At 71.6% G+C, this 21,799-nt stretch carries 21 protein-coding genes; 9 read left to right on the top strand and 12 right to left on the bottom strand.

Translation table 11 applies throughout. The features are described from left to right. Positions 1-36 precede the first annotated feature (36 nt). The 3 genes from ACYVIH_RS10465 to ACYVIH_RS10475 are packed head-to-tail and all read left to right on the top strand — an operon-like array spanning position 37 to position 2,704. Positions 37-1,011, top strand: coding sequence for an ABC transporter ATP-binding protein (locus tag ACYVIH_RS10465; protein WP_460868984.1), 975 nt, complete (start codon positions 37-39; stop codon positions 1,009-1,011). After that, on the top strand, positions 1,008-1,796 hold the full coding sequence (locus ACYVIH_RS10470) for an ABC transporter permease (RefSeq protein WP_460868985.1): 789 nt from the start codon (positions 1,008-1,010) through the stop codon (positions 1,794-1,796). The genes ACYVIH_RS10465 and ACYVIH_RS10470 overlap by 4 nt, the downstream gene beginning before the upstream one ends. After that, a complete protein-coding gene (locus ACYVIH_RS10475; RefSeq protein ID WP_460868988.1) occupies positions 1,787-2,704 on the top strand; it encodes a COX15/CtaA family protein in 918 nt (305 codons plus the stop codon). Before ACYVIH_RS10470 ends, ACYVIH_RS10475 begins: the two co-directional genes overlap by 10 nt. Here ACYVIH_RS10475 and mug read toward each other — a convergent pair. Together mug and ACYVIH_RS10485 are read right to left on the bottom strand one after the other, a co-directional pair. Beyond that, on the bottom strand, positions 2,669-3,229 hold the full coding sequence (gene mug / locus ACYVIH_RS10480; protein WP_460868990.1) for a G/U mismatch-specific DNA glycosylase: 561 nt from the start codon (positions 3,227-3,229) through the stop codon (positions 2,669-2,671). The genes ACYVIH_RS10475 and mug overlap by 36 nt on opposite strands. Then, positions 3,226-4,167: a heme o synthase gene (locus tag ACYVIH_RS10485; RefSeq protein WP_460868992.1), complete on the bottom strand. Its 942-nt coding sequence runs from the start codon at positions 4,165-4,167 to the stop codon at positions 3,226-3,228. Before ACYVIH_RS10485 ends, mug begins: the two co-directional genes overlap by 4 nt. A 252-nt stretch (positions 4,168-4,419) precedes the next feature. Here ACYVIH_RS10485 and tkt point away from each other — a divergent pair, with 252 nt between their 5' ends. From tkt to pgl, 6 genes are read left to right on the top strand one after another with little or no spacing between them, the layout of a single operon-like run. Further along, the gene (gene tkt, locus ACYVIH_RS10490; RefSeq protein WP_460869165.1) at positions 4,420-6,459 is read left to right on the top strand and encodes a transketolase; all 2,040 of its coding nucleotides are present in this window, start codon (positions 4,420-4,422) and stop codon (positions 6,457-6,459) included. A gap of 54 nt (positions 6,460-6,513) precedes the next feature. Continuing rightward, on the top strand, positions 6,514-7,626 hold the full coding sequence (gene tal / locus ACYVIH_RS10495; protein WP_460868993.1) for a transaldolase: 1,113 nt from the start codon (positions 6,514-6,516) through the stop codon (positions 7,624-7,626). Next, positions 7,623-9,284, top strand: coding sequence for a glucose-6-phosphate isomerase (locus tag ACYVIH_RS10500; RefSeq protein WP_460868994.1), 1,662 nt, complete (start codon positions 7,623-7,625; stop codon positions 9,282-9,284). The genes tal and ACYVIH_RS10500 overlap by 4 nt, the downstream gene beginning before the upstream one ends. After that, complete coding sequence (gene zwf, locus ACYVIH_RS10505) at positions 9,281-10,795, top strand: glucose-6-phosphate dehydrogenase (RefSeq protein ID WP_460868996.1); 1,515 nt, start codon at positions 9,281-9,283, stop codon at positions 10,793-10,795. The genes ACYVIH_RS10500 and zwf overlap by 4 nt, the downstream gene beginning before the upstream one ends. Beyond that, on the top strand, positions 10,792-11,700 hold the full coding sequence (locus ACYVIH_RS10510; protein WP_460868998.1) for a glucose-6-phosphate dehydrogenase assembly protein OpcA: 909 nt from the start codon (positions 10,792-10,794) through the stop codon (positions 11,698-11,700). The genes zwf and ACYVIH_RS10510 overlap by 4 nt, the downstream gene beginning before the upstream one ends. Then, positions 11,697-12,437, top strand: coding sequence for a 6-phosphogluconolactonase (pgl, locus tag ACYVIH_RS10515; RefSeq protein ID WP_460869000.1), 741 nt, complete (start codon positions 11,697-11,699; stop codon positions 12,435-12,437). Before ACYVIH_RS10510 ends, pgl begins: the two co-directional genes overlap by 4 nt. On the opposite strand, the gene ACYVIH_RS10520 is transcribed toward pgl, so the two are convergent. The 10 genes from ACYVIH_RS10520 to ACYVIH_RS10565 form a co-directional block, all read right to left on the bottom strand. Next, positions 12,427-12,786, bottom strand: a complete 360-nt coding sequence (locus ACYVIH_RS10520) for an RNA polymerase-binding protein RbpA (protein WP_460869002.1) — start codon at positions 12,784-12,786, stop codon at positions 12,427-12,429. The two genes, pgl and ACYVIH_RS10520, sit on opposite strands and share 11 nt — an antisense overlap. Positions 12,787-12,826: 40 nt before the next feature. Beyond that, positions 12,827-13,063 carry a preprotein translocase subunit SecG gene (gene secG / locus ACYVIH_RS10525; protein ID WP_460869005.1) on the bottom strand — a complete coding sequence of 79 codons (237 nt, stop codon included), beginning with the start codon at positions 13,061-13,063 and terminating at the stop codon, positions 12,827-12,829. 30 nt (positions 13,064-13,093) lie between these two features. After that, entirely contained in the window at positions 13,094-13,891 is a 798-nt protein-coding gene (gene tpiA, locus ACYVIH_RS10530; protein ID WP_460869007.1) for a triose-phosphate isomerase, read from the bottom strand. Positions 13,892-13,976: 85 nt separating this feature from the next. Continuing rightward, positions 13,977-15,170, bottom strand: coding sequence for a phosphoglycerate kinase (locus ACYVIH_RS10535; RefSeq protein WP_460869009.1), 1,194 nt, complete (start codon positions 15,168-15,170; stop codon positions 13,977-13,979). Between the two features lie 4 nt (positions 15,171-15,174). Beyond that, on the bottom strand, positions 15,175-16,182 hold the full coding sequence (gene gap, locus ACYVIH_RS10540) for a type I glyceraldehyde-3-phosphate dehydrogenase (RefSeq protein WP_460869011.1): 1,008 nt from the start codon (positions 16,180-16,182) through the stop codon (positions 15,175-15,177). A gap of 141 nt (positions 16,183-16,323) precedes the next feature. Further along, positions 16,324-17,310 (bottom strand): DNA-binding protein WhiA, encoded by a 987-nt coding sequence (gene whiA, locus ACYVIH_RS10545; RefSeq protein ID WP_460869013.1) that lies wholly within the window; start codon positions 17,308-17,310, stop codon positions 16,324-16,326. 69 nt (positions 17,311-17,379) lie between these two features. Next, the gene (locus ACYVIH_RS10550; RefSeq protein WP_460869015.1) at positions 17,380-18,360 is read right to left on the bottom strand and encodes a gluconeogenesis factor YvcK family protein; all 981 of its coding nucleotides are present in this window, start codon (positions 18,358-18,360) and stop codon (positions 17,380-17,382) included. Next, entirely contained in the window at positions 18,341-19,216 is an 876-nt protein-coding gene (gene rapZ / locus ACYVIH_RS10555) for an RNase adapter RapZ (protein ID WP_460869017.1), read from the bottom strand. Before rapZ ends, ACYVIH_RS10550 begins: the two co-directional genes overlap by 20 nt. Further along, positions 19,213-21,234 carry an excinuclease ABC subunit UvrC gene (uvrC, locus tag ACYVIH_RS10560; protein ID WP_460869019.1) on the bottom strand — a complete coding sequence of 674 codons (2,022 nt, stop codon included), beginning with the start codon at positions 21,232-21,234 and terminating at the stop codon, positions 19,213-19,215. Before uvrC ends, rapZ begins: the two co-directional genes overlap by 4 nt. Positions 21,235-21,264: 30 nt before the next feature. Beyond that, positions 21,265-21,747 carry a QcrA and Rieske domain-containing protein gene (locus tag ACYVIH_RS10565; protein ID WP_460869021.1) on the bottom strand — a complete coding sequence of 161 codons (483 nt, stop codon included), beginning with the start codon at positions 21,745-21,747 and terminating at the stop codon, positions 21,265-21,267. Positions 21,748-21,799: the final 52 nt, after the last annotated feature.

Consider the following 21,799-nt stretch of genomic DNA (forward strand, 5'->3'; position numbering starts at 1 on the left):
CGGCGGCCCGCTGGGGCCGAAACCTAGAATCGCGGCGTGCCCCTCCCCTCCTCCGGCCCCAGCTCCGCCCGCCGGGCCGGCGACGAACCGGCGGTGGTCGTCGACGACCTCCGGATGCAGTACGGCGACACCGTCGCCGTCGACGGGCTGACCCTGGAGGTCGCCCGGCACAGCATCACCGCGGTGCTCGGGCCCAACGGCGCCGGGAAGACCACCACGTTGGAGACCTGTGAGGGCTACCGCCGGCCGCAGCAGGGCTCGGTGTGTGTTCTCGGCCTGGACCCGCAACGCGACCGTGCCGAGCTGCTGCCCCGGATCGGGGTGATGCTGCAGAACGGCGGCGCGTGGTCCGGCGTGCACGCCGTCGAGATGCTCTCGCACATCGCCTCCCTCCACGCCCACCCGCTCGACGTCGGCATGCTGGTCGAGCGGCTCGGGCTCGGCTCGTGCGGGCGTACGCCGTACCGGCGGCTGTCCGGCGGCCAGCAGCAGCGGCTCGCCCTGGCGATGGCGGTGGTCGGACGTCCTGAGCTGGTCTTCGTCGACGAGCCGACAGCGGGGATGGACCCGCAGGCCCGCCGGGCCACCTGGGAGCTGCTGGAGGAGCTGCGGGGCGACGGCGTGACCGTGGTCCTCACCACCCACTACATGGACGAGGCCGAGCGGCTCGCCGACACCATCCACGTGATCGACCACGGCAGGCTGATCGCCTCCGGCACCCCGTTCGACCTCACCCGCGCCGCCGGGAGCACCACGATCCGGCTGGTGGTCACCGAGCCGTTCCCGCCGGACGCGCCCGCCTCGCTGCAGGCGGCGCTCGGCCCGTCGACCCAGGTCCGGCCGATCAACGCCCAGAGCCTGCTGGTGTCCGGGCCGGCCGATGCCTCGACCCTGGCCACCGTCTCCGCCTGGTGCGAGCAGCAGGGCGTGCTGCCCGAGTCGATGTCGCTGGGGCAACGCACGCTCGAGGACGTCTTCCTCCAGCTGACCGGACGGGAGCTCACCCCATGAACACCCCCACGCCGTCCGGCACGTTCACCCCGATGCCGGGCGCCGCGCCGTACCGCCGCCAGGTGCTCGCCCAGGCGCGGATGGAGACCCGGCTGCTGCTGCGCAACGGCGAGCAGCTGCTCCTCGCGGTCGTGATCCCGCTGATCGTGCTCGTCGGCGGAGTGCTCGCGGCCGATCGGGTCGGCCTGGACTTCCCGCACGGAGCGGTCGCGACGCTGACCCCCGGGGTGCTCGCGCTCGCGGTGATGTCGACCAGCTTCACGTCGCTGGCGATCGCCACGGGCTTCGAGCGCCGCTACGGCGTGCTGAAGCGGCTGGGCTCCTCCCCGCTCCCCCGGTCTGGGCTGCTGCTCGGCAAGGTCGGCGCACTGCTCGCCGTCGAGGTCCTCCAGGTGGTCGTGATCGCCGTGGCCGCCGTGCTGCTCGGCTGGTCGCCGTCGCCGGGTGCCGCGGGCGTGCTCGGCGCACTCCTCGTCGGCCTGCTCGGCACGGCGGCGTTCGCCGCGCTCGGGCTGTTCCTCGCCGGTGCGCTGCGCGCGGAGGCCACCCTCGCCGCCGCGAACCTGGTGTACCTGCTGCTGATGGCCGGCGGCGGTGTGGTGATCCCGTCGTCCAGCTACGGCGCCCTGGCTCCCGTCGTCGAGCTCCTCCCGTCCGGCGCGCTCGGCAACGGGCTCCGCGTCGCGCTGATCGACGGCGCCGTGCCCGTCGTACCCCTGGTCGTGCTGGCCGCGTGGGCGGCCGCCGGAACCGCACTCACCTCGAGGACCTTCACATGGGAATGACCGTGCAGAGCCCGCCCCCCGCGCAGCAGGTGCGGCCCGGCTGGGCACAGCGCTGGATGTACCCGCTGGCCGTCACCACGCTGGCGGTGAACATCCTGATCGTGGTCACCGGCGGCGTGGTGCGGCTGACCGCATCGGGGCTCGGCTGCCCCACCTGGCCGCGCTGCACCGACGAGTCGTTCGTCCCCCACGGGGAGCTCGGGCTGCACGGCGCGATCGAGTTCGGCAACCGGCTGGTGACCTTCCTGCTCGCGGCCGTGGCGATCGCGACCTTCGTCGCTGCGTGGAGGTACGGCCGGCGCTCCCTCGTGCGGCTGGCGTTCGTGATCGGGCTCGGCGTGCCGGCCCAGGCCCTGATCGGTGGCGTCACCGTGCTCACCGACCTCAACCCGTGGGTCGTGGCGTTCCACCTGCTGGTCTCGATGGCGATGATCCAGGTCGCGGTGGTGCTGCTGCGCCGGCTGCGGGAGGGCGACGGACCGGTGCTCACCACCGTGCCGAGCGCGGTGACGTGGCTGGTCCGCACCACCTTCGTGGCCGGCTGGGCGGTGCTCTACCTCGGCACCGTGGTGACCGGCAGCGGCCCGCACGCCGGCGATATCGACGCGCAGCGCAACGGCCTCGACCCTGCCGCGCTGAGCCAGCTCCACACCGACGCGGTGTTCCTGCTCCTCGGCCTGACGATCGGGTCGCTGTTCGCGCTGAAGGCGGTGGGCGCTCCGGAGCGCACCGTCCGCGCCGCCTGGGTGCTGCTCGGGCTCGAGCTCGCCCAGGGGCTGGTGGGGTTCGTGCAGTACTTCACCGGCTTACCGGTCGTGCTCGTCGGCCTGCACCTGCTCGGCTCAGCCGCGGTGGCCGCGGCGCTGGCCTGGCTACTCCTCGGGGTCCGCGACCGCGACGCGACGTAGCCGGGCGAACTCCTCCGCCAGTGCCGGGGCCGGCCAGTGGGCGTTGAGCCCGCTCGGGTTCGGCAGGACCCACACCCGGCTCTCGCCGACGCGCTCGTCCTGCGGCCCGACCGCGGCGTCGCGGTGCCCGAACCCGGTGCGGTAGGCACCGATGCCGACCACCGCGAGCCATGCAGGCCGCAGTGCGGCGACCTTCTCGCGCAGCGCCCTCGCTCCGTCGAGGAGCTCCTGCCGGGTCAGCTCGTCGGCTCGTGCGGTGGCGCGGGGAGCGACGTTGGTGATCCCCAGACCCAGGTCCAAGAGCTCGTGCTGCTCGGCGGGGTCCAGCTGACGAGGGGTGAAGCCCGAGCGGTGCAGCGTGGGCCAGAACCGGTTGCCCGGCCGGGCGAAGTGCAGGCCGGTCGCCGCCGACCACAGCCCCGGGTTGATCCCGCTGAACAGCACGCGGAGGCCGGGCGCGGCCACGTCGGGGATGGTCCTGTCGGCGGCTGCCGCGAGCTGGGCCGGGGTCGGCCGCGAGGTCACAGGTGGAGCAGCGGGTCGAGGGCGACCGCGACGAACAACAGCGAGAGGTACATGTTCGACCAGTGGAACAGCCGCATCGGCTTGATCTCCGAGAGGCTGTCGCTGTGCGCCGTGCGCGCCAGCAGCAGGTGCGACTCGACCAGGAAGGCCGCGCCGAGGACGATCGCCGCGGCGGGGTACAGCCAGCCGGTGTTACCGACCGGCCACAACAGCAGCGACGTGGCGACCATCACGTAGGAGTACGCCAGCATCTGGCGGGCGACCGAACGGGCGGGCGCGACGACGGGGAGCATCGGCACGTCGACGCTGGCGTAGTCCTCGCGGTAGCGCAGGGCGAGCGCCCAGGTGTGCGGCGGGGTCCAGAAGAAGACCACGAGGAACAGGATCACCGGCTCCCAGGCGAGCTCCCCGGTCACGGCCGTCCACCCGATCAGGGCCGGGAAGCAACCGGCCAGGCCGCCCCACACGATGTTCTGCGTGGTGCGGCGCTTGAGCACCATCGTGTAGACGAGGACGTAGAACGCGTTCGCCGCCAGCGCCAGCCAGGCCGAGAGCCAGTTGACGAAGAAGCCGAGCAGCAGCGTGGAGACCACGCCGAGCACGAGTCCGAAGATCGTCGCTGCGACCGGGCTGACGATGTGACGCGGCAGGGCCCGGCGGCGGGTGCGTCGCATCTGCTCGTCGATGTCGCGGTCGTAGACGTTGTTCAGCGCGCTGGCGCTGCCGGCCGACAGCGTGCCCCCGACGACGGTCGCCGCGACGAGCCCGAGCTCGGGGACACCGCGGGCGGCGAAGAACATCACCGGGACGGTGGTCAGCAGCAGCAGCTCGATGACCCGGGGTTTCATCAGCCCGACGTAGGCGGCGACCACGTCGCGGACTCTCGTTCGGCCCGTCTCCGGCGTCTGCGCGGAGACGTGGGGATCGACGGCCGTCACGAAAACCTCGAGTTCAACGATTGCAGGGAAGCCCCTCAGGCTGCGTCGAGTCTAGTCCGGACCGAGGCGAAGGCCGCCATCGGGCGGGCCCGGGGACGGTGTGCACCTCCTCACCCGGCCGAAGTAGGCTCAGGACCGTCAGCGCCATCTGTCGCACCCGAGAGGACACCTCCGCACGTGAGCACTGCCCGCAGCCCCCTGGAATGGACCGACCTGGACCGGCGGGCGGTGGACACGGCTCGGGTCCTCGCCATGGACTCGGTGCAGAAGGTCGGCAACGGCCACCCCGGCACGGCGATGGCGCTCGCGCCGGTCGCCTACCTGCTCTTCCAGAAGCGGATGCGGCACAACCCCGCGAACCCCGCCTGGGAGGCCCGGGACCGGTTCGTGCTCTCTGCGGGCCACAGCTCCATCACCCTCTACACCCAGCTCTTCCTCGGTGGGTTCGGGCTCGAGCTCGAGGACCTGCAGTCCCTGCGCACCTGGGGCAGCAAGACCCCGGGCCACCCCGAGCAGGGCCACACCGCCGGCGTGGAGACCACCACCGGCCCGCTGGGCCAGGGCGTCGCCAACGCTGTCGGCATGGCGATGGCCGCCCGCCGCGAGCGGGGGCTCCTCGACCCCGACACCCCGGAGGGCCGCAGCCCCTTCGACCACCACATCTACGCGATCTGCAGCGACGGCGACCTCGAGGAGGGCGTCTCCGGCGAGGCCTCCTCGCTGGCCGGTCACCAGCAGCTGGGCAACCTGACGCTGATCTACGACGACAACGAGATCTCGATCGAGGGCGACACCGACATCGCGTTCAGCGAGGACGTCGCCAAGCGCTACGAGGCCTACGGCTGGCACGTGCAGACCGTGGACTGGACCGGTGGCGGCAAGGAGTACGTCGAGGACGTCGACGCGCTCTGGGCCGCCCTCGACGCGGCCGAGCAGGTCACCGACCGGCCCAGCATCATCCTGCTCCGCACCGTGATCGCCTGGCCGGCCCCCAACGCCCAGGGCACGGGCGCCTCCCACGGCTCCGCGCTGGGCCTCGAGGAGGTCGCCGCCACCAAGAAGATCCTCGGGTTCGACCCCGAGCAGACCTTCGAGGTCGGTGCCGACGTCCTCGCTCACACCCGCGGGCTCGTCGAGCGCGGCAAGGCCGCCGAGGCGCAGTGGCAGGAGAGCTACGACGCCTGGGCCTCGGCCAACCCCGACGCGCTCGCCCTGCTGGAGCGGATGCGCACCCGCAGCCTCCCCGACGGCTGGGCGGACCACCTCCCCGCCTTCGAGGCTGACCCGAAGGGGGTCGCCACCCGCAAGGCCTCCGGTGCCGTGCTGTCGGCGATCGCGCCGGTCCTGCCCGAGCTCTGGGGCGGGTCGGCCGACCTCGCGGAGTCCAACAACACCTCCCCCAAGGGCGAGCCGTCGTTCATCCCCGAGGACCGCTCCACCAAGGACTTCTCGGGCCACAAGTACGGCCGGGTGCTGCACTTCGGCATCCGCGAGCACGCCATGGGCTCGATCATGAACGGCATCGCGCTGCACGGCGGCACCCGCGTCTACGGCGGCACGTTCCTCGTGTTCTCCGACTACATGCGTCCCGCGGTCCGCCTGGCGGCCCTGATGCAGCTGCCGGTCACCTACGTGTGGACCCACGACTCGATCGGTCTCGGCGAGGACGGCCCGACACACCAGCCGGTCGAGCACCTCGCCGCCCTGCGCGCGATCCCCGGACTCGACGTGGTCCGGCCGGCCGACGCCAACGAGACCGTCGCCGCCTGGCGGGCGATCCTCGAGCACACCGACCGGCCCGCGGGGCTGGCCCTGACCCGCCAGAACGTGCCGACCTTCCCCCGCGGCACCGACGCCGACGGTCAGCAGTGGGCCGGCACCGAGGGCGTCAGCAAGGGTGGCTACGTCCTGCTCGACGCCGAGGGCGGCACGCCCGACGTCGTGCTGGTCGCCACCGGCTCGGAGGTCCAGCTGGCGGTGGAGGCGCGCGCCGCCCTGGCCGAGCAGGGAGTCGCGGCCCGGGTCGTGTCGATGCCGTGCCGAGAGTGGTTCGACGCCCAGGACCAGGCCTACCGCGACAGCGTGATCCCGCCGATCGTGAAGGCCCGGGTCAGCGTCGAGGCCGGGGTCGCCCAGGGCTGGCGCGAGATCGTGGGCGACCACGGCCGGATCGTGTCGCTGGAGCACTTCGGCGCGTCCGCCGACTACGCCACGATCTACCGCCAGTTCGGCATCACCAGCGAGGCCGTGGTGCTGGCCGCCCAGGAGAGTATCCGCGCGGCCAACGGGTAACCCGGGACGCGACGGGGCCCAGCACAGTCGAAGATCGTCAACCGGGAGGAACCGATGTCCGAACGACTCAAGGCACTGGCGCAGGCCGGTGTGTCCATCTGGCTCGACGACCTGTCGCGGGACCGGATCGAGACCGGCAACCTGACCGATCTCGTCAAGAACCGATCGGTCACCGGGGTGACCACCAACCCCACGATCTTCGCCGCCGCGCTCGCCGACGGTGAGCGGTACGACGACCAGGTGCGCGAGCTCGCCCGGGCCGGCGCCTCGGTCGACGACACGGTCTTCGAGCTGACCACGTACGACGTCCGGCAGGCCTGCGACGTCCTGCTGGACACCTGGAAGGCCACCGACGGGGTCGACGGGCGGGTGTCCATCGAGGTGCCACCCGGCCTCGCCTTCGACACCGACGCCACCATCGCGGCGGCGAAGAAGCTCTGGGCCGCCGTGGACCGCCCCAACCTGCTGATCAAGATCCCGGCGACCACCGAGGGTGCGCCTGCGATCTCCGCCGTGCTCGCAGAAGGGATCAGCGTCAACGTCACGCTGATCTTCGGGCTCGAGCGCTACCGCGCGGTGATGGACGCCTATGCCGAGGGGCTCGAGCGCGCCGAGGCGAACGGCCACGACCTGTCGGGGATCCACTCGGTGGCGTCCTTCTTCGTCTCCCGCGTGGACACCGAGGTCGACAAGCGACTGCAGGCCGTCGACGCCGAGGGCGTGGAGGACCTGTTCGGCCGCGCCGGGATCGCCAACGCCCGGCTCGCCTACCGTGCCTACGAGGAGTTCATGGCCGGGTCGCGCTTCCAGGCGCTGGCCGCCCGCGGCGCGCGGCACCAGCGGCCGCTGTGGGCCTCGACCGGCGTCAAGAACCCGGACTACCCCGACACGATGTACGTCACCGAGCTGGTGGTCCCCGACACGGTCAACACGATGCCGGAGAAGACCATGGACGCCTTCGCCGACCACGGCGAGATCAACGGCGGCGACCGGGTCACCACGATGTACGCCGACGCGCAGGAGGTCATGGACCGCCTCGAGGCAGCGGGCATCCACTACGACGACGTGATCGCCACCCTCGAGCGGGAGGGCGTGGACAAGTTCGTCGCCTCGTGGGACGAGCTCGTCGAGACGGTCCGCACGAGCCTGGAGAGCGCGGCCAAGTGAGCGGCGCGCTGGAGGTCGTCGCCACCGGCGCGGCCGCGCAGGCGGTCACCGACTGGGTCCCTCGGCTGGTCGAGGAACGGTTCGCCGGCCGGCTGTTCGCCAAGGACGCCACCCTCTGGGGCGAGGCCGCCCAGGAGGAGGCGTCGATCCGGCTCGGGTGGGTGGACCTGTTCCACACCTCGCGTCCGCTCGTCGGCGCGATCACCGCTCTCCGCAGCGAGCTGGAGGAGGAGGGCATCACCCGTGTCGCGCTCTGCGGGATGGGCGGCTCCTCGCTGGCCCCGGAGGTGATCTGCGCGACCCGCGGGGTCGAGCTCACCGTCGTCGACTCCTCGCACCCCGACCAGGTCCGGGCCGCCCTCGCCGAGAGGCTGGAGAGCACCGTCGTGGTGGTGTCCAGCAAGTCCGGCTCCACCGTCGAGACCGACTCGCAGCGCAGGGCGTTCGAGGAGGCGTTCCGGCAGGCGGGGCTCGACCCGACCCGACACATGGTCATCGTCACCGACCCGGGCAGTCCTCTGGACAAGCAGTCCCGGGACGCGGGGTTCCGGGTCATCAACGCCGACCCGAACGTCGGTGGCCGCTACTCCGCCCTCACCGCCTTCGGTCTCGTGCCGAGCGGCCTCGCCGGGGTCGACATCGCCACGCTTCTCGACGAGGCCGAGGAGGTGGCCGACCTCCTCAGCGACGATGACGACGGCAACCCCGCTCTGCGTCTGGGAGCTGCGCTCGCCGGCACCGACCCGCTGCGCGACAAGCTGGTGTTCGTCGACGAGGGGTCCGAGCTGGTCGGCTTCCCCGACTGGGCCGAACAGCTCGTCGCGGAGAGCACCGGCAAGGACGGCACCGGCCTGCTCCCGGTCGTCGTCGGCGACTCCTCCGCGCCGGAGGTGGCCCTGCCCCCGCAGGACGCCACCGTCGTACGCCTCACCAGCGGCGACGAGGCGGGCACCGGGGACAGCGAGCCGGCCAACGCGGGCGACGACGCACCCCCGGCCGAGGACGGCTCCGACGTGTGGGTCGGCGGCAGCCTGGGTGCCCAGATGCTGCTGTGGGAGGCCGCCACCGCTGTCGCGGGCCGGATCCTCGGGATCGACCCGTTCGACCAGCCGGACGTGGAGAGCGCCAAGAAGGCGGCCCGTTCCCTGCTCGAGGACACCCCGTCCCCGGAGCCGGCCCTGCTCACCGAGGGTGACGTCGAGGTCCGGGTGCCGGGTGACGCCTCCTGGCTGGGTGACGGTGACGCCGGCGACCTGGCCGGTGCGGTCACCGCACTCCTCGACCAGGTCGACAGCGCCCGCGGCTACGTCGCCGTGATGGCCTATCTCGACCGGGACGCCCACCGAGACCTCGAGGAGGTCCGCAACAGCCTCGCCGTCCGGACCAGGCGCCCGGTCACCTTCGGGTGGGGCCCGCGCTTCCTGCACTCGACCGGCCAGTTCCACAAGGGCGGACCCGCGGTCGGCGTCTTCGTCCAGGTCACCGACGAGCCGCACGAGGACCTCCCCGTCCCGGGTCGCGGCTTCTCGTTCGCGACGCTGGTCTCGGCGCAGGCCGCCGGGGACGCGCAGGTCCTGGCCGAGCACGGTCGGCCGGTGCTGCGGCTCCACGTCACCGGGCCGGAGGGCCTCCGTCAGCTGCGCGAGGCGCTCAGGTGAATCCCCTGCGCCAGCCGCAGGACCGCAGGCTGCCGAAGATCGCCGGGCCGTGCAGCCTGGTGATCTTCGGGGTCACCGGCGACCTGGCGCGCAAGAAGCTGATGCCGGCGGTCTACGACCTCGCCAACCGCGGTCTGCTTCCGCCCGGGTTCGCCCTGGTCGGGTTCGCCCGCCGCGACTGGGCCGACCAGGACTTCGCCCAGATCGTGCACGACTCGGTCCGGGCGCACTCCCGCACGGAGTTCCGGGAGGAGGTCTGGCAGCAGCTCGCCGAGGGCTTCCGGTTCGTCCCGGGAGACTTCAACGACGACGACGCCTTCGCCCGGCTGCGCTCGACGATCGAGGAGCTCGACAAGGTCCGCGGCACCGGCGGGAACCACGCCTTCTACCTGTCGATCCCACCTCGCTTCTTCGCCGACGTGGTCGGCCAGCTCAAGGAGCACGGACTGGCCAACCCCGAGGAGCGGTCCTGGCGGCGGGTCGTGGTCGAGAAGCCGTTCGGCTCGGACCTGAAGACCGCCCGCGAGCTCAACGACGTGATCTCCGAGGTGTTTCCGCCCGAGTCGGTGTTCCGGATCGACCACTACCTGGGCAAGGAGACCGTCCAGAACATCCTGGCCATGCGGTTCTCCAACACGCTGTTCGAGCCGATCTGGAACAACAACTACGTCGACCACGTGCAGATCACGATGGCCGAGGACATCGGGATCGGCGGCAGGGCCGGCTACTACGACGGCATCGGCGCGGCACGCGACGTGATCCAGAACCACCTCCTGCAGCTGATGGCGCTGATCGCGATGGAGGAGCCGACGTCGTTCGACGCCGGCAACCTGCGGATCGAGAAGCAGAAGGTGCTCGAGTCCGTCGTACTCCCCCGCCGCCTGGACCTGACCACCGCGCGGGCGCAGTACACCGAGGGCTGGGCCGGCGGGGTCAAGGTCCCGGGTTACAAGGACGAGCCGGACATCCCGCAGTCCTCGCGCACCGAGACCTTCGCGGCGATCACGCTGCACGTCGAGTCGCGCCGCTGGGCCGGTGTGCCGTTCTACATCCGCACCGGCAAGCGCCTCGGGCGGCGGGTGACCGAGGTGGCCGTGGTGTTCAAGCGGGCGCCGCACCTGCCGTTCAGCGACAGCGCCACCGAGGAGCTGACGCAGAACGCGCTGGTGATCCGGGTCCAGCCCGACGAGGGCATCACGATGCGGTTCGGTTCCAAGGTGCCCGGCACCGCGATGGAGATCCGCGACGTCACCATGGACTTCGCCTACGGCGGCTCCTTCACCGAGTCCAGCCCCGAGGCCTACGAGCGGCTGATCCTCGACGTGCTGCTCGGCGAACCGCCGCTGTTCCCCCGCCACGAGGAGGTCGAGCTGTCCTGGAAGATCCTCGACCCGGTCGTGCAGTACTGGGCCACCCACGGGAAGCCGGACACCTACCCCGCAGGCACGTGGGGCCCGCCCTCCGCCGACCGGATGCTCGCCCGCGACGGGCGCGCCTGGAGGCGGCCATGATCGAGCTGACCGAGACCACCGCGAGCGCGATCGCCGCGGAGTTCGTCCGGGCACGCCGCCGCGCCGGCAGCCCGGCGATGGGGATGGTGATGACCCTCGTCTTCGTCGTCTCCGAGGAGGACGCGGAGACGGCGATGAAGTCCGCCCGGGCGGCCTCCCGCGAGCACCCGGCACGGGTGCTCGGGGTGATCCTCGGGGACGGTCGCGGGGCGGCCCGCGTGGACGCCGAGGTCGGGATCGGCTCCGGTTGGACCGGGGAGACCGCACTGATCCGGCTGCGGGGCGAGGTCACCAAGCACCCCGAGTCGGTGGTCGTGCCGCTGCTGCTGCCCGACTCCCCCGTGGTCGTGTGGTGGCCGGCCACCGCACCTGACGACCCGGCCGCAGACCCGCTCGGCCGGCTCGGCCGGCGCCGGATCACCGATGCCGCCGCCGCGCCCCGCAATAAGGCCGGCGCCATGCTCCGGCAGTGCCGTGCCTACTCCCCCGGCAACACCGACCTGGCCTGGACCCGGATCACCAGCTGGCGTGCGCTGCTCGCTGCCGCGGTCGACCAGGAACCGGCGAAGGTGGTCTCGGCCACGGTGACCGCGGAGCGGGTCAGCCCGAGCGCGGACCTGCTCGCCGCGTGGCTGGCCGACCGGCTCCGCGTGGAGGTGCAGCGGGAGACCTCCGACGGCCCCGGCATCACCTCGGTCCTGCTGGAGACGAAGGCCGGCCCGATCTCGATCGTCAGGCACGACGGCAAGCTCGCCACGTTGACCGTGCCCGGCCAGCCGGACCGGCCGGTCGCCCTCAAGCGCCGCGAGCTCGACGAGCTGCTCGCCGAGGAGCTGCGCCACCTCGACCCCGACGACGTGTACGCCCAGACGGTCAAGCGGATGGTCAGGCTGGCGGGATCATGAGCGATCCCGAGATCCTGGTCCGCGACGACGCCGACCTGCTCGCCGCCACCGTCGCAGCCCGGCTCGTCGACCACCTCCTCGAGCTTCAGTCCCAGGGCCGGGCGCCCTCGGTCGTGCTCACCGGAGGCACGATCGCGGAGAAGGTGCACCGCGCCGTCCTCGAGGTGCCCGCCCACACGTCCGTGGACTGGTCGGCGGTCGAGGTCTGGTTCGGCGACGAGCGGTACGTCGAGCACGCCGACGCCGAGCGCAACGCGGGCCAGGCCCGCGACGCGCTGCTGTCACGGCTGCCGCTCGACGATGCACGCGTGCACGAGATGCCCGCCTCTGACGGCCCTTACGGAGACGACGTGGACGCCGCCGCCCGGGCCTACGCCGACGAGCTGACGCGTGTGCTCGGCGCCGAGCCGCGGTTCGACGTGGTCATGCTCGGGATCGGCCCGGACGGGCACTGTGCGTCCCTGTTCCCCGGCCACGAGGCGGTGCACGCCGACGGGCTGACCGTCGCCGAACGGCACTCGCCGAAGCCTCCGCCGGTGCGGATCTCGTTGACGATGGGCGCGCTGCGGTCCGCCGACGAGGTGTGGTTCATCGCCGCCGGCGAGGGCAAGGCGCAGGCAGTGCGCGATGCGATGCTCGGCAGCGACGTGGCCGCCGTACCCGCCTCCGGGCCGCGGGGGCGGGACCGCACGGTGTGGCTGCTCGACCAGGCGGCAGCCGCCGAGCTCAGAAGATGATCTCGCCGCGCTTGCGCCGGTCGCGCAGCGTCTGGATCGCCTCGTCGAGGATGTCGGCCGCCTCCTTGTCGGAGCGGCGCTCCTTCACGTAGGCCAGGTGCGTCTTGTACGGCTCGATCTTCGGCGGCGGCGGCGGGTTGTCGGAGTCCAGGCTGGCCGGCAGACCGCACCTCGGGCAGTCCCACGAGTCCGGGGGCTGCGCCTCGACGGCGAAGGTGATCACCGACTGGTGCTCGTTGGCACAGAAGTAGAGGACCCGCTGACGGGGTGCGGCCTCGCCGCGCTCCGCCTCCCCCATGGGTCCAGCGCCGACACGGCTGCCACGAATGGCGCTTCCTCCACCTGCCACGCTGTGTACTCCTCGATCGAGAGTCGAAGCGAACGCCGAATCAGGCGCCGCTCTTGAGCAGTAGGCCCAGGGCGACGACGCAGGCGAACCAGATGATGCCCGCGCCGATCGTGATCCGGTCCAGGTTGCGCTCGGCCACCGAGGAGCCCCCGAGGCCGCTGGACACACCGCCGCCGAACATGTCGGACATGCCGCCGCCACGCCCCTTGTGCAGCAGCACAAGCATGATCAGCAACAGGCTCGTCAGGATCAGCAGAACGGTGAAAGCGGTAGTCACGGTGGGACAGCCTAGCTCACGCGGTGTCGGTCAGATCACCGGCATGTCGTAGAACCGGCAGATACCGCCGAACTCGTCGGCCTGGAGGCTGGCCCCACCGACCAGGGCGCCGTCCACGTCGGCCTTCTCCATGATGCCGGCGACGTTGGCGGCCTTCACCGATCCGCCGTAGAGGATGCGCACCTTGGCCGCGGCCTCCTCGGAGAACGCCTCGGCGATCTTGCCGCGGATCGCCTGGCAGACCTCCTGCGCGTCGTCGGGCGTGGCGACCTCTCCGGTGCCGATCGCCCACACCGGCTCGTAGGCGATCACCAGGTCTGCGACCTGCTCGGCCGTCAGCCCGGCGAGGGAGCCGGCCACCTGGTCGAGGGTGTACTCGACGTGACGGCCCTCCTTGCGCACCTCGAGACCTTCGCCCACGCACACGATCGGGGTGATCCCGGCCGCGATCGCCTTCTTCGCCTTGGCGTTGACCAGCTCGTCGCTCTCGGCGTGGTACTCGCGACGCTCCGAGTGCCCCACGACGACGTAGGAGCAGCCCAGCTTGGCGAGCATGCCGGCCGAGATCTCGCCGGTGTAGGCACCGCTGTCGTGCTGGGAGACGTCCTGTGCGCCGTACTTGATCTTCAGCCGGTCGCCGTCGACCAGGGTCTGCACCGAGCGGAGGTCGGTGAACGGCGGCAGCACCGCCACCTCGACCTTGGAGAAGTCGTGCTTCTTGTCCGACAGCGTCCAGGCGAGCTTCTGGACCAGCACCACCGCTTCCTGGTGGTTGAGGTTCATCTTCCAGTTGCCGGCCATCAAGGGCACGCGCGCGTTGTTCGCCATGGTTCTTTCCTTGGGTAGTGGGGGTCTCGACAAGCTCGACCAGCGGTTCGCGGGCGGCCCGTGGGCCGCCCGCGAGCGGGAGTGGTCAGGAGAGGACGTCGATGCCGGGCAGGTTCTTGCCCTCGAGGTACTCCAGGCTTGCGCCGCCGCCGGTGGAGATGTGCCCGAACGCCGCCTCGTCGAAGCCCAGGGTGCGTACCGCCGCGGCGGAGTCACCACCGCCGACGACCGAGAGCCCGTCGACCCGGGTGAGCGCCTCGGCGACGTCGCGGGTGCCCTCGGCGAACGCAGCGAACTCGAACACGCCCATCGGGCCGTTCCAGAACACCGTGCGCGCGTCGGCCAGAGCCGCGGCGAACGCCTTGCCGGACTCCGGACCGATGTCCAGGCCGATCTGGTCCGCAGGGATCTGGTCGGCGGGTACGACGGTCGCCGTCGCCGACGCGTCGTTGGGGAACTCCCCGGCGACACGGATGTCGGTGGGCAGCAGGATCTGCACGCCCGACTCCGCGGCCCGCCGGAGGTACTCCCGGCAGGTCTCGACCTGGTCCTCCTCCAGCAGGCTCCGGCCCACCTCGTGGCCCTGGGCCTTGAGGAAGGTGAACACCATCCCGCCACCGATCAGCAGCCGGTCGGCCTTGCCGAGCAGGTTGTCGATCACGCCGAGCTTGTCGGAGACCTTGGAACCACCGAGCACGACGGCGTAGGGCCGCTCGGGGTCCTCGGTGAGCCGGCGCAGCACGTCGATCTCGGCGGCCACCAGGTCGCCCATGGCGTGCGGCAGCCGCTGGGCGACGTCGTACACCGAGGCCTGCTTGCGGTGCACGACCCCGAACCCGTCGCTGACGAAGACGTCGGCGAGCGCGGCGAGCTGGTCGGCGAACGCCGCCCGCTCCGCGTCGTCCTTGCTGGTCTCGCCGGCGTTGAACCGGACGTTCTCCAGCACCGCCACCTGACCGTCCTCGAGCGCGTCGACCGTGGCCCGGGCGCTGTCCCCGACGGTGTCGGTGGCGAACGCCACCTCCTGCCCGAGCAGCTCGCCCAGCCGGTAGGCCACCGGCGCGAGGGAGTACTTCGGGTCCGGCGAGCCCTTGGGCCTGCCCAGGTGCGCGGTCACCACGACCCGCGCACCCTTCGCGACCAGCTTGGAGATGGTCGGGACGCTCGCCCGGATCCGCCCGTCGTCAGTGATCACGTCGCCGTCGAGGGGCACGTTGAGGTCCGAGCGGACCAGGACCCGCTTGCCGCGGAGGTCACCGAGGTCGTCGATGCGGCCCATCGGGTCAGAGGCTCTCGCCGACGTGACCGACCAGGTCGACCAGGCGGCAGGAGTAGCCCCACTCGTTGTCGTACCAGCCGAGCACCTTGACCTGGTTGCCGAACACCTTGGTCAGCGGCGCGTCGAAGATGCACGAGCTGGGGTCGGTGACGATGTCGGAGGAGACGATCGGGTCCTCGGAGTACTTCAGGTAGCCCTTGAGCGGGCCCTCCTCCGCGGCCTTCTTCACCGCGGCGTTGACCTCCTCGACGGTGACCTCGCGGCTGACCTCGATGGTGAGGTCGGTGGCGGAGCCGGTCGGGGTCGGCACGCGCATGGCGTAGCCGTCGAGCTTGCCCTTGAGCTCGGGGAGCACCAGGCCGATCGCCTTCGCGGCGCCGGTGGAGGTCGGCACCATGTTCAGGGCGGCGGCCCGGGCCCGGCGCAGGTCCTTGTGCGGACCGTCCTGGAGGTTCTGGTCGGCGGTGTAGGCGTGGATGGTCGTCATCAGGCCCTTGACGATGCCGAACTCGTCGTTGAGAGCCTTGGCCATGGGAGCCAGGCAGTTCGTCGTGCAGGAGGCGTTGGAGATCACGTGGTGCGACGCGGGGTCGTAGTCGGTGTGGTTCACACCCATGACCACGGTGACGTCCTCGTTCTTCGCCGGGGCGGAGATGATCACCTTCTTGGCGCCGGCGTCGATGTGGGCCTTCGCCTTGGTGGCGTCGGTGAACAGGCCGGTGGACTCGATGACGACGTCCGCACCGAGGTCCTTCCAGGGGAGGTTCGCCGGGTCGCGCTCGGACAGGGCGGCGAAGGACTTGCCCCCGACGGTGATCGAGTCGCCCGAGGCGACGACGTCCTGGTCGAGCCGGCCGAGGATCGAGTCGTACTTCAGCAGGTGCGCGAGCGTCTTGTTGTCGGTCAGGTCGTTCACGCCGACGATCTCGATGTCGGCACCCTGAGCCAGGACGGCGCGGAAGAAGTTGCGGCCGATGCGGCCGAAGCCGTTGATGCCTACGCGAACAGTCACGGAAAAGACTCCCCTTAGTCAGCAGTCGAAATGGTGGGCAGCCCCGGTCGGGGGCGTCCTCACATCCGACCCTACCGTCTGCTCAGGGGCGCCAGCACAGGTCGTCCGGCCTACCTTCCGGTAACCGAAAGTCCTGGAATGTCAGGACTGCTCCGAGAGCATGTCGGGGGTCAGACTGGCCTCGGTGTCGGGTATGCCGAGCTCCTGCGCGCGCTTGTCCGCCATCGCCAGCAGCCGCCGGATCCGGCCTGCGATCGCGTCCTTGGTCAGCGGCGGCTGGTGCAGCTGGCCGAGCTCCTCGAGCGAGGCCTGCTTGTGCTGCAGGCGGAGGTCGCCGGCCATCTTCAGGTGGTCGGGGACCTCGTCGGCGAGGATCTCCAGGGCCCGCTCGACCCGGGCACCCGCCGCGACCGCGGCACGCGCCGAGCGGCGCAGGTTGGCGTCGTCGAAGTTCGCCAGCCGGTTCGCGGTGGCCCGCACCTCGCGGCGCATCCGCCGCTCCTCCCAGGCCATCAGCGACTCGTGCGCGCCGAGCCGGGTGAGCAGCTCGCCGATTGCGTCTCCGTCACGGATCACGACACGGTCCACGCCACGGACCTCCCGCGCCTTCGCGGAGATGCCCAGCCGGCGTGCCGCACCGACCAGGGCGAGCGCAGCCTCGGGCCCGGGGCAGGTCACCTCGAGGGCGGAGGAGCGGCCCGGCTCCGTCAGCGAGCCGTGGGCCAGGAAGGCACCCCGCCAGGCGGCGACGGCGTCGCAGCTGGCGCCGGAGACGACCTGCGGCGGGAGTCCCCGCACCGGGCGACCGCGTCCGTCGAGCAGACCGGTCTGACGTGCCAGGGCCTCCCCCTCGCGGACCACGCGGACGACGTACCGGCTCCCCTTGCGGATGCCGTTGCCGGAGACCATCACCACGTCGGAGGTGTGACCGTAGATCTCGGCGATGTCCTTGCGCAGCCGACGGGCGGCCGCGCCGGTGTCGAGCTCGGCCTCGACCACGATCCGGCCGCTGACGATGTGCAGCCCACCGGCGAAGCGGAGCATCGAGGAGACCTCGGCCTTGCGGCAGCACGACTTGGTCACCGGGGTGCTGGCCAGCTCTGCCTTGACCTGTGCCGTCATCGCCATGCGTCCGATCCTGTCACTTCTCGCTCCCGTGCACGAATGCCGCATCCCGGGCTGCTGGACGCCGACACCCTATGCCTCGCCCAGGAAGGACGCATAGGCATTGGCCAACTTCACCGGGTCGTGACGCGGCGTGCCGTCGTCGGCGGCGACGTCGGCGACCACCAGCTCGGCACCGAACGACGCGGCGGCCGCCCGCAGTCCGGCCAGGTCGGTGACCACCTGCCGGTCGGCGAGGACCACGTCGAGCTTGAGCTCCGGGGCGTAGGCGGCGAGCACCTCCAGGTGCGCCTCCGCGGAGTACCCCTCGGTCTCGCCGCGCTGCGGCGCGAGGTTCAGCACGACCGCGCGCCGCGCCGATGCAGTGACCACGGCTCGGCGCAGGTCGGGGACCAGCAGGTGCGGGATCACGCTGGTGTACCAGGACCCCGGGCCGAGCACGACCCAGTCCGCCTCGGCCACGGCCTCGAGCGCCTCGCGGCACGCCGGCGGGTTGGCCGGGGTGAGATCGACCGAGATCACCTGGCCGGCCGTGGAGGCCACCTCGACCTGGCCGTGGATCGTGCCGAGCTCGTCCGGGTGAGCAGGATCGGCACCGCGGACGGTCGCGGTGATGTCGATCGGCGCCACCGACATCGGGAGGACGGTGCCCTGCGCCCCGAGGAGGCGAGCCACCCACGCCAGCCCGGTCACGTGGTCGCCGAGCAGCTCCCACAACGCGACGATCAGCAGGTTGCCGACCGCATGCTCGTCCATCGGCCCGGTGCTGTCGAACCGGTGCTGGAGCACTCGGGCCCAGGTGCGGCCCCAGTCGTCGTCCCCGCAGAGTGCGGCCAGTGCCTGCCGCAGGTCCCCGGGCGGTAGCACGCCGAACTCCTCGCGCAACCGTCCGGAGGACCCGCCGTTGTCGGCCACGGTGACGATCGCGGTGACGTGCTCGACCACGCGCCGCAAGGCGGACAGTGACGCCGACAACCCGTGCCCGCCCCCGAGCGCGACCACCTTGAGGGGCGCGGGGGCAGGCAGGGTCAGGTCACTCCCGTCCCAGGTCACGATGCATCGGCCGTGCGTCGAGGCCGCGCTCACGCAGCCGGGCAGCGATCTCCTCGGTCATCGCGACGCTGCGGTGCTTGCCGCCGGTGCACCCCACCGCGATCGTCATGAACCGCTTCCCCTCGCGGAGGTACCCCTCCGCGACGGTCTCGACCAGGCCGACGTACTTCTCGAGGAAGTCCTTGGCCTCCGGCCGCTCCTTGACGTAGGCAGCGACCTCGGCGTCGCGCCCGGACAGCGGCCGGAGCTCGGGGACCCAGTGCGGGTTGGGCAGGAACCGCATGTCGGCGACGAGGTCCGCGTCGACCGGGATGCCGTACTTGAAGCCGAAGCTCACCACGGTCGCCTTGAGCGACATGGTGTGCTCGGTGCCGAATGCCTCGGCAACCTTGTCCGTGAGCTGGTGCACGTTGAGGTTCGTCGTGTCGATCACCACGTCGGCGTCACCGCGCAGCGCCGCGATCACCTGACGCTCCCGCTGCAGCCCGTCGAGCAGGCGGCCGCCCTCCTGGAGCGGGTGCGGCCGGCGAGCAGCCTCCTGGCGGCGGACCAGCACCTCGTCGGTCGCCTCGAGGAACAACAGCGTCGTGCGGCGCCCTGTCCGGCCCTGGGCGAGGACCTCTCGCAGCGAGCCGAAGAACGAGCCGGAGCGGACGTCGACGACCACCGCGATCGGCTGCCGCTCGCCCTGCGACTCGTCGACGAGGCGGACCACGTCGGGCACGAGCTGGGGCGGCAGGTTGTCGACCACGAAGTAGCCGAGATCCTCGAGCTCCTTGGCCGCGGTGCTCCGGCCGGCGCCGGTCATGCCGGTCACCACGACCAGCTCACCCCGCTCCGCGGGTTCCGCCGTCATGTGGCCTCCTCGCCTGTGTCGTGCTCCGGGGAGACCCCGGCGTCGTCCTCGGTGATGATCTCACCGGTGGCGGTGTTCACCGACACCGTGGGCCTGCGCTCCTCCGTCCCGAGCGCTGCCACCACCGCCTCGGCAGTCCGGTTGCCGAAGCCGGGAAGCGCGGCGATCTCGTCGACCGAGGCCGCGCGCAGCTTCTTCAGCGACCCGAAGTGCCGCAGCAGCGTCTTGCGGCGCACCTCGCCGAGGCCGGGGACCCCGTCGAGAGTGCTCTCGACCATGCTCTTGGACCGCCGGGACCGGTGGTGGGTGATCGCGAACCGGTGCGCCTCGTCACGGATCCGCTGCAGCAGGTAGAGGCCTTCGCTGGTCCGCGGCAGGATCACCGGGTCCTCCTGGTTCGGCAACCAGACCTCCTCCAGCCGCTTGGCGAGGCCGCAGACCGGCACGTCGTCGATGCCGAGCTCGTCCAGGGCGCGCTGGGCGGCCGCGACCTGAGGTGGGCCGCCGTCGACGACCACCAGGCCGGGGACGTAGGCGAACCTGCGGGGTCGACCGGTGTCGGGGTCGACCAGCAACGGGCCGTCCTCTCCCCCGCCGTCGCCGAGCTCGGGCTCCTGGGCCCGGTCGTCGAGCAGCCGGCGGAACCGACGGGTGATCACCTCGTGCATCGAGGCGACGTCGTTCTGCCCCTCGACACCACGGATCACGAACCGGCGGTACTCGCTCTTGCGGGCGAGGCCGTCCTCGAACACCACCATCGAGGCGACCACCTCGGTGCCCTGGAGGTTCGAGACGTCGTAGCACTCGATGCGCAACGGCGCCTCGGGCAGCTCGAGGGCGACCTGGATCTCCTCCAGCGCCCGGCTGCGCGTGGTGAGGTCGCTGGCCCGCTTGGTCTTGTGCAGCGCCAGTGCCTGCTTGGCGTTGCGGGCGACGGTCTCCTGCAGCGCCTTCTTGTCCCCGCGCTGCGGCACCCGCACGGCCACCCTGGCCCCGCGCAGGTCGGTCAGCCACTGCTCCAGGGCGTCGACGTCGTCGGGCAGCGCCGGGACGAGGACCTCGCGTGGAATCGCGTCGCCGGCCTCACCGTCGTACAGCTGGAGCAGGAACCGCTCCACGAGCTCACCGGTGTCGACGTCCTCGGTCTTGTCCGCGACCCAGCCGCGCTGGCCGCGGATCCGCCCGCCGCGGACGTAGAAGATCTGCACGGCGACCTCGAGCGGGTCGTCGGCAAAGGCGACCACGTCGGCGTCGGTGCCGTCCCCGAGCACCACCTGCTGCTTCTCCATCGCCCGCCGGAGGGCGCCGATGTCGTCGCGCAGGCGTGCGGCCCGCTCGAAGTCCATCTCGTCCGAGGCGGCGTACATCTCCTTCTCGAGCCGCTTCACGAACCCGGTGGTGTTGCCCGACATGAAGTCGACGAAGTCCTCGACGATCCGCCGGTGCTCCTCCGCGGTCACGTCACCCACGCACGGGGCGGCGCACTTGTCGATGTAGCCGAGCAGGCAGGGTCGTCCGATCTGCTGGGAGCGCTTGAAGACGCCGTTGGAGCACGAGCGCATCGGGAACACCCGCAGCAGCAGGTCGACGGTCTCGCGGATCGCCCACGCGTGGGAGTACGGGCCGAAGTAGCGCACGCCCTTCTTCTTCGCCCCGCGGCCCACCATGACGCGGGGGAACTCCTCGTTGAGGGTCACCGCCAGCCAGGGGTAGGACTTGTCGTCGCGGTACTTGACGTTGAAGCGCGGGTCGAACTCCTTGATCCAGGAGTACTCCAGCTGCAGTGCCTCGACCTCGGTGTTGACCACCGTCCACTCGACCGAGGCCGCGCTGGTGACCATCGTGGCCGTGCGCGGGTGAAGGTTCGCCAGGTCCTGGAAGTACGACGAGAGCCGCGCCCGGAGGTTCTTGGCCTTGCCGACGTAGACGACGCGGCGGTTGCTGTCGCGGAAGCGGTAGACCCCCGGTGAGGTGGGGATGGACCCCGGGGCGGGGCGGTAGGTCGACGGGTCTGCCACGCGTCAAACCCTACGTCGCGCCTGGGACAGTCAGCTCACCCGCAGCGAGTCGCCCTCGACGCTGACCGTCTTGCGCTCCAGGGGCTCCGTCGCCGGCCCGGACACCACCGAGCCGTCCTCCACCGAGAACTTGCTGCCGTGACAGTTGCAGTTGATCGTGCCGTTGCTGATCTCCTGGACCGGGCAGCCCTGGTGGGTGCACACGGCGCTGAACGCCTCGAACTCTCCCTCGGCCGGCTGGGTCACCACCACCATCGCGGCGGCGAGGATGGTGCCCCCGCCGACCGGCACGTCGGCCGTCGCGACGGTGGTCCCCTCCTGCTCGGCGGGGCTCTGGGTGGAGTCCGGCGGCGGTGTGGACGCGTCGCCGGCGCTCGGGGACCCCGACGGGCTCGCAGACCCGGTGGGCTCGTCGTCGGCGCCGCAGGCGGCCAGCACCGGCACCGCTACGCCGGTCAGCGCAGCGCCGCGCAGAAGCACCCGCCGGCTCAGCTCCCGACCGTTGTCACCCATCGCGCCCTCCGGTGCTCGATTTCGTTGAAGATGAGACTACCTTCGCCCACGC

The organism is Nocardioides pakistanensis (assembly GCF_054781215.1).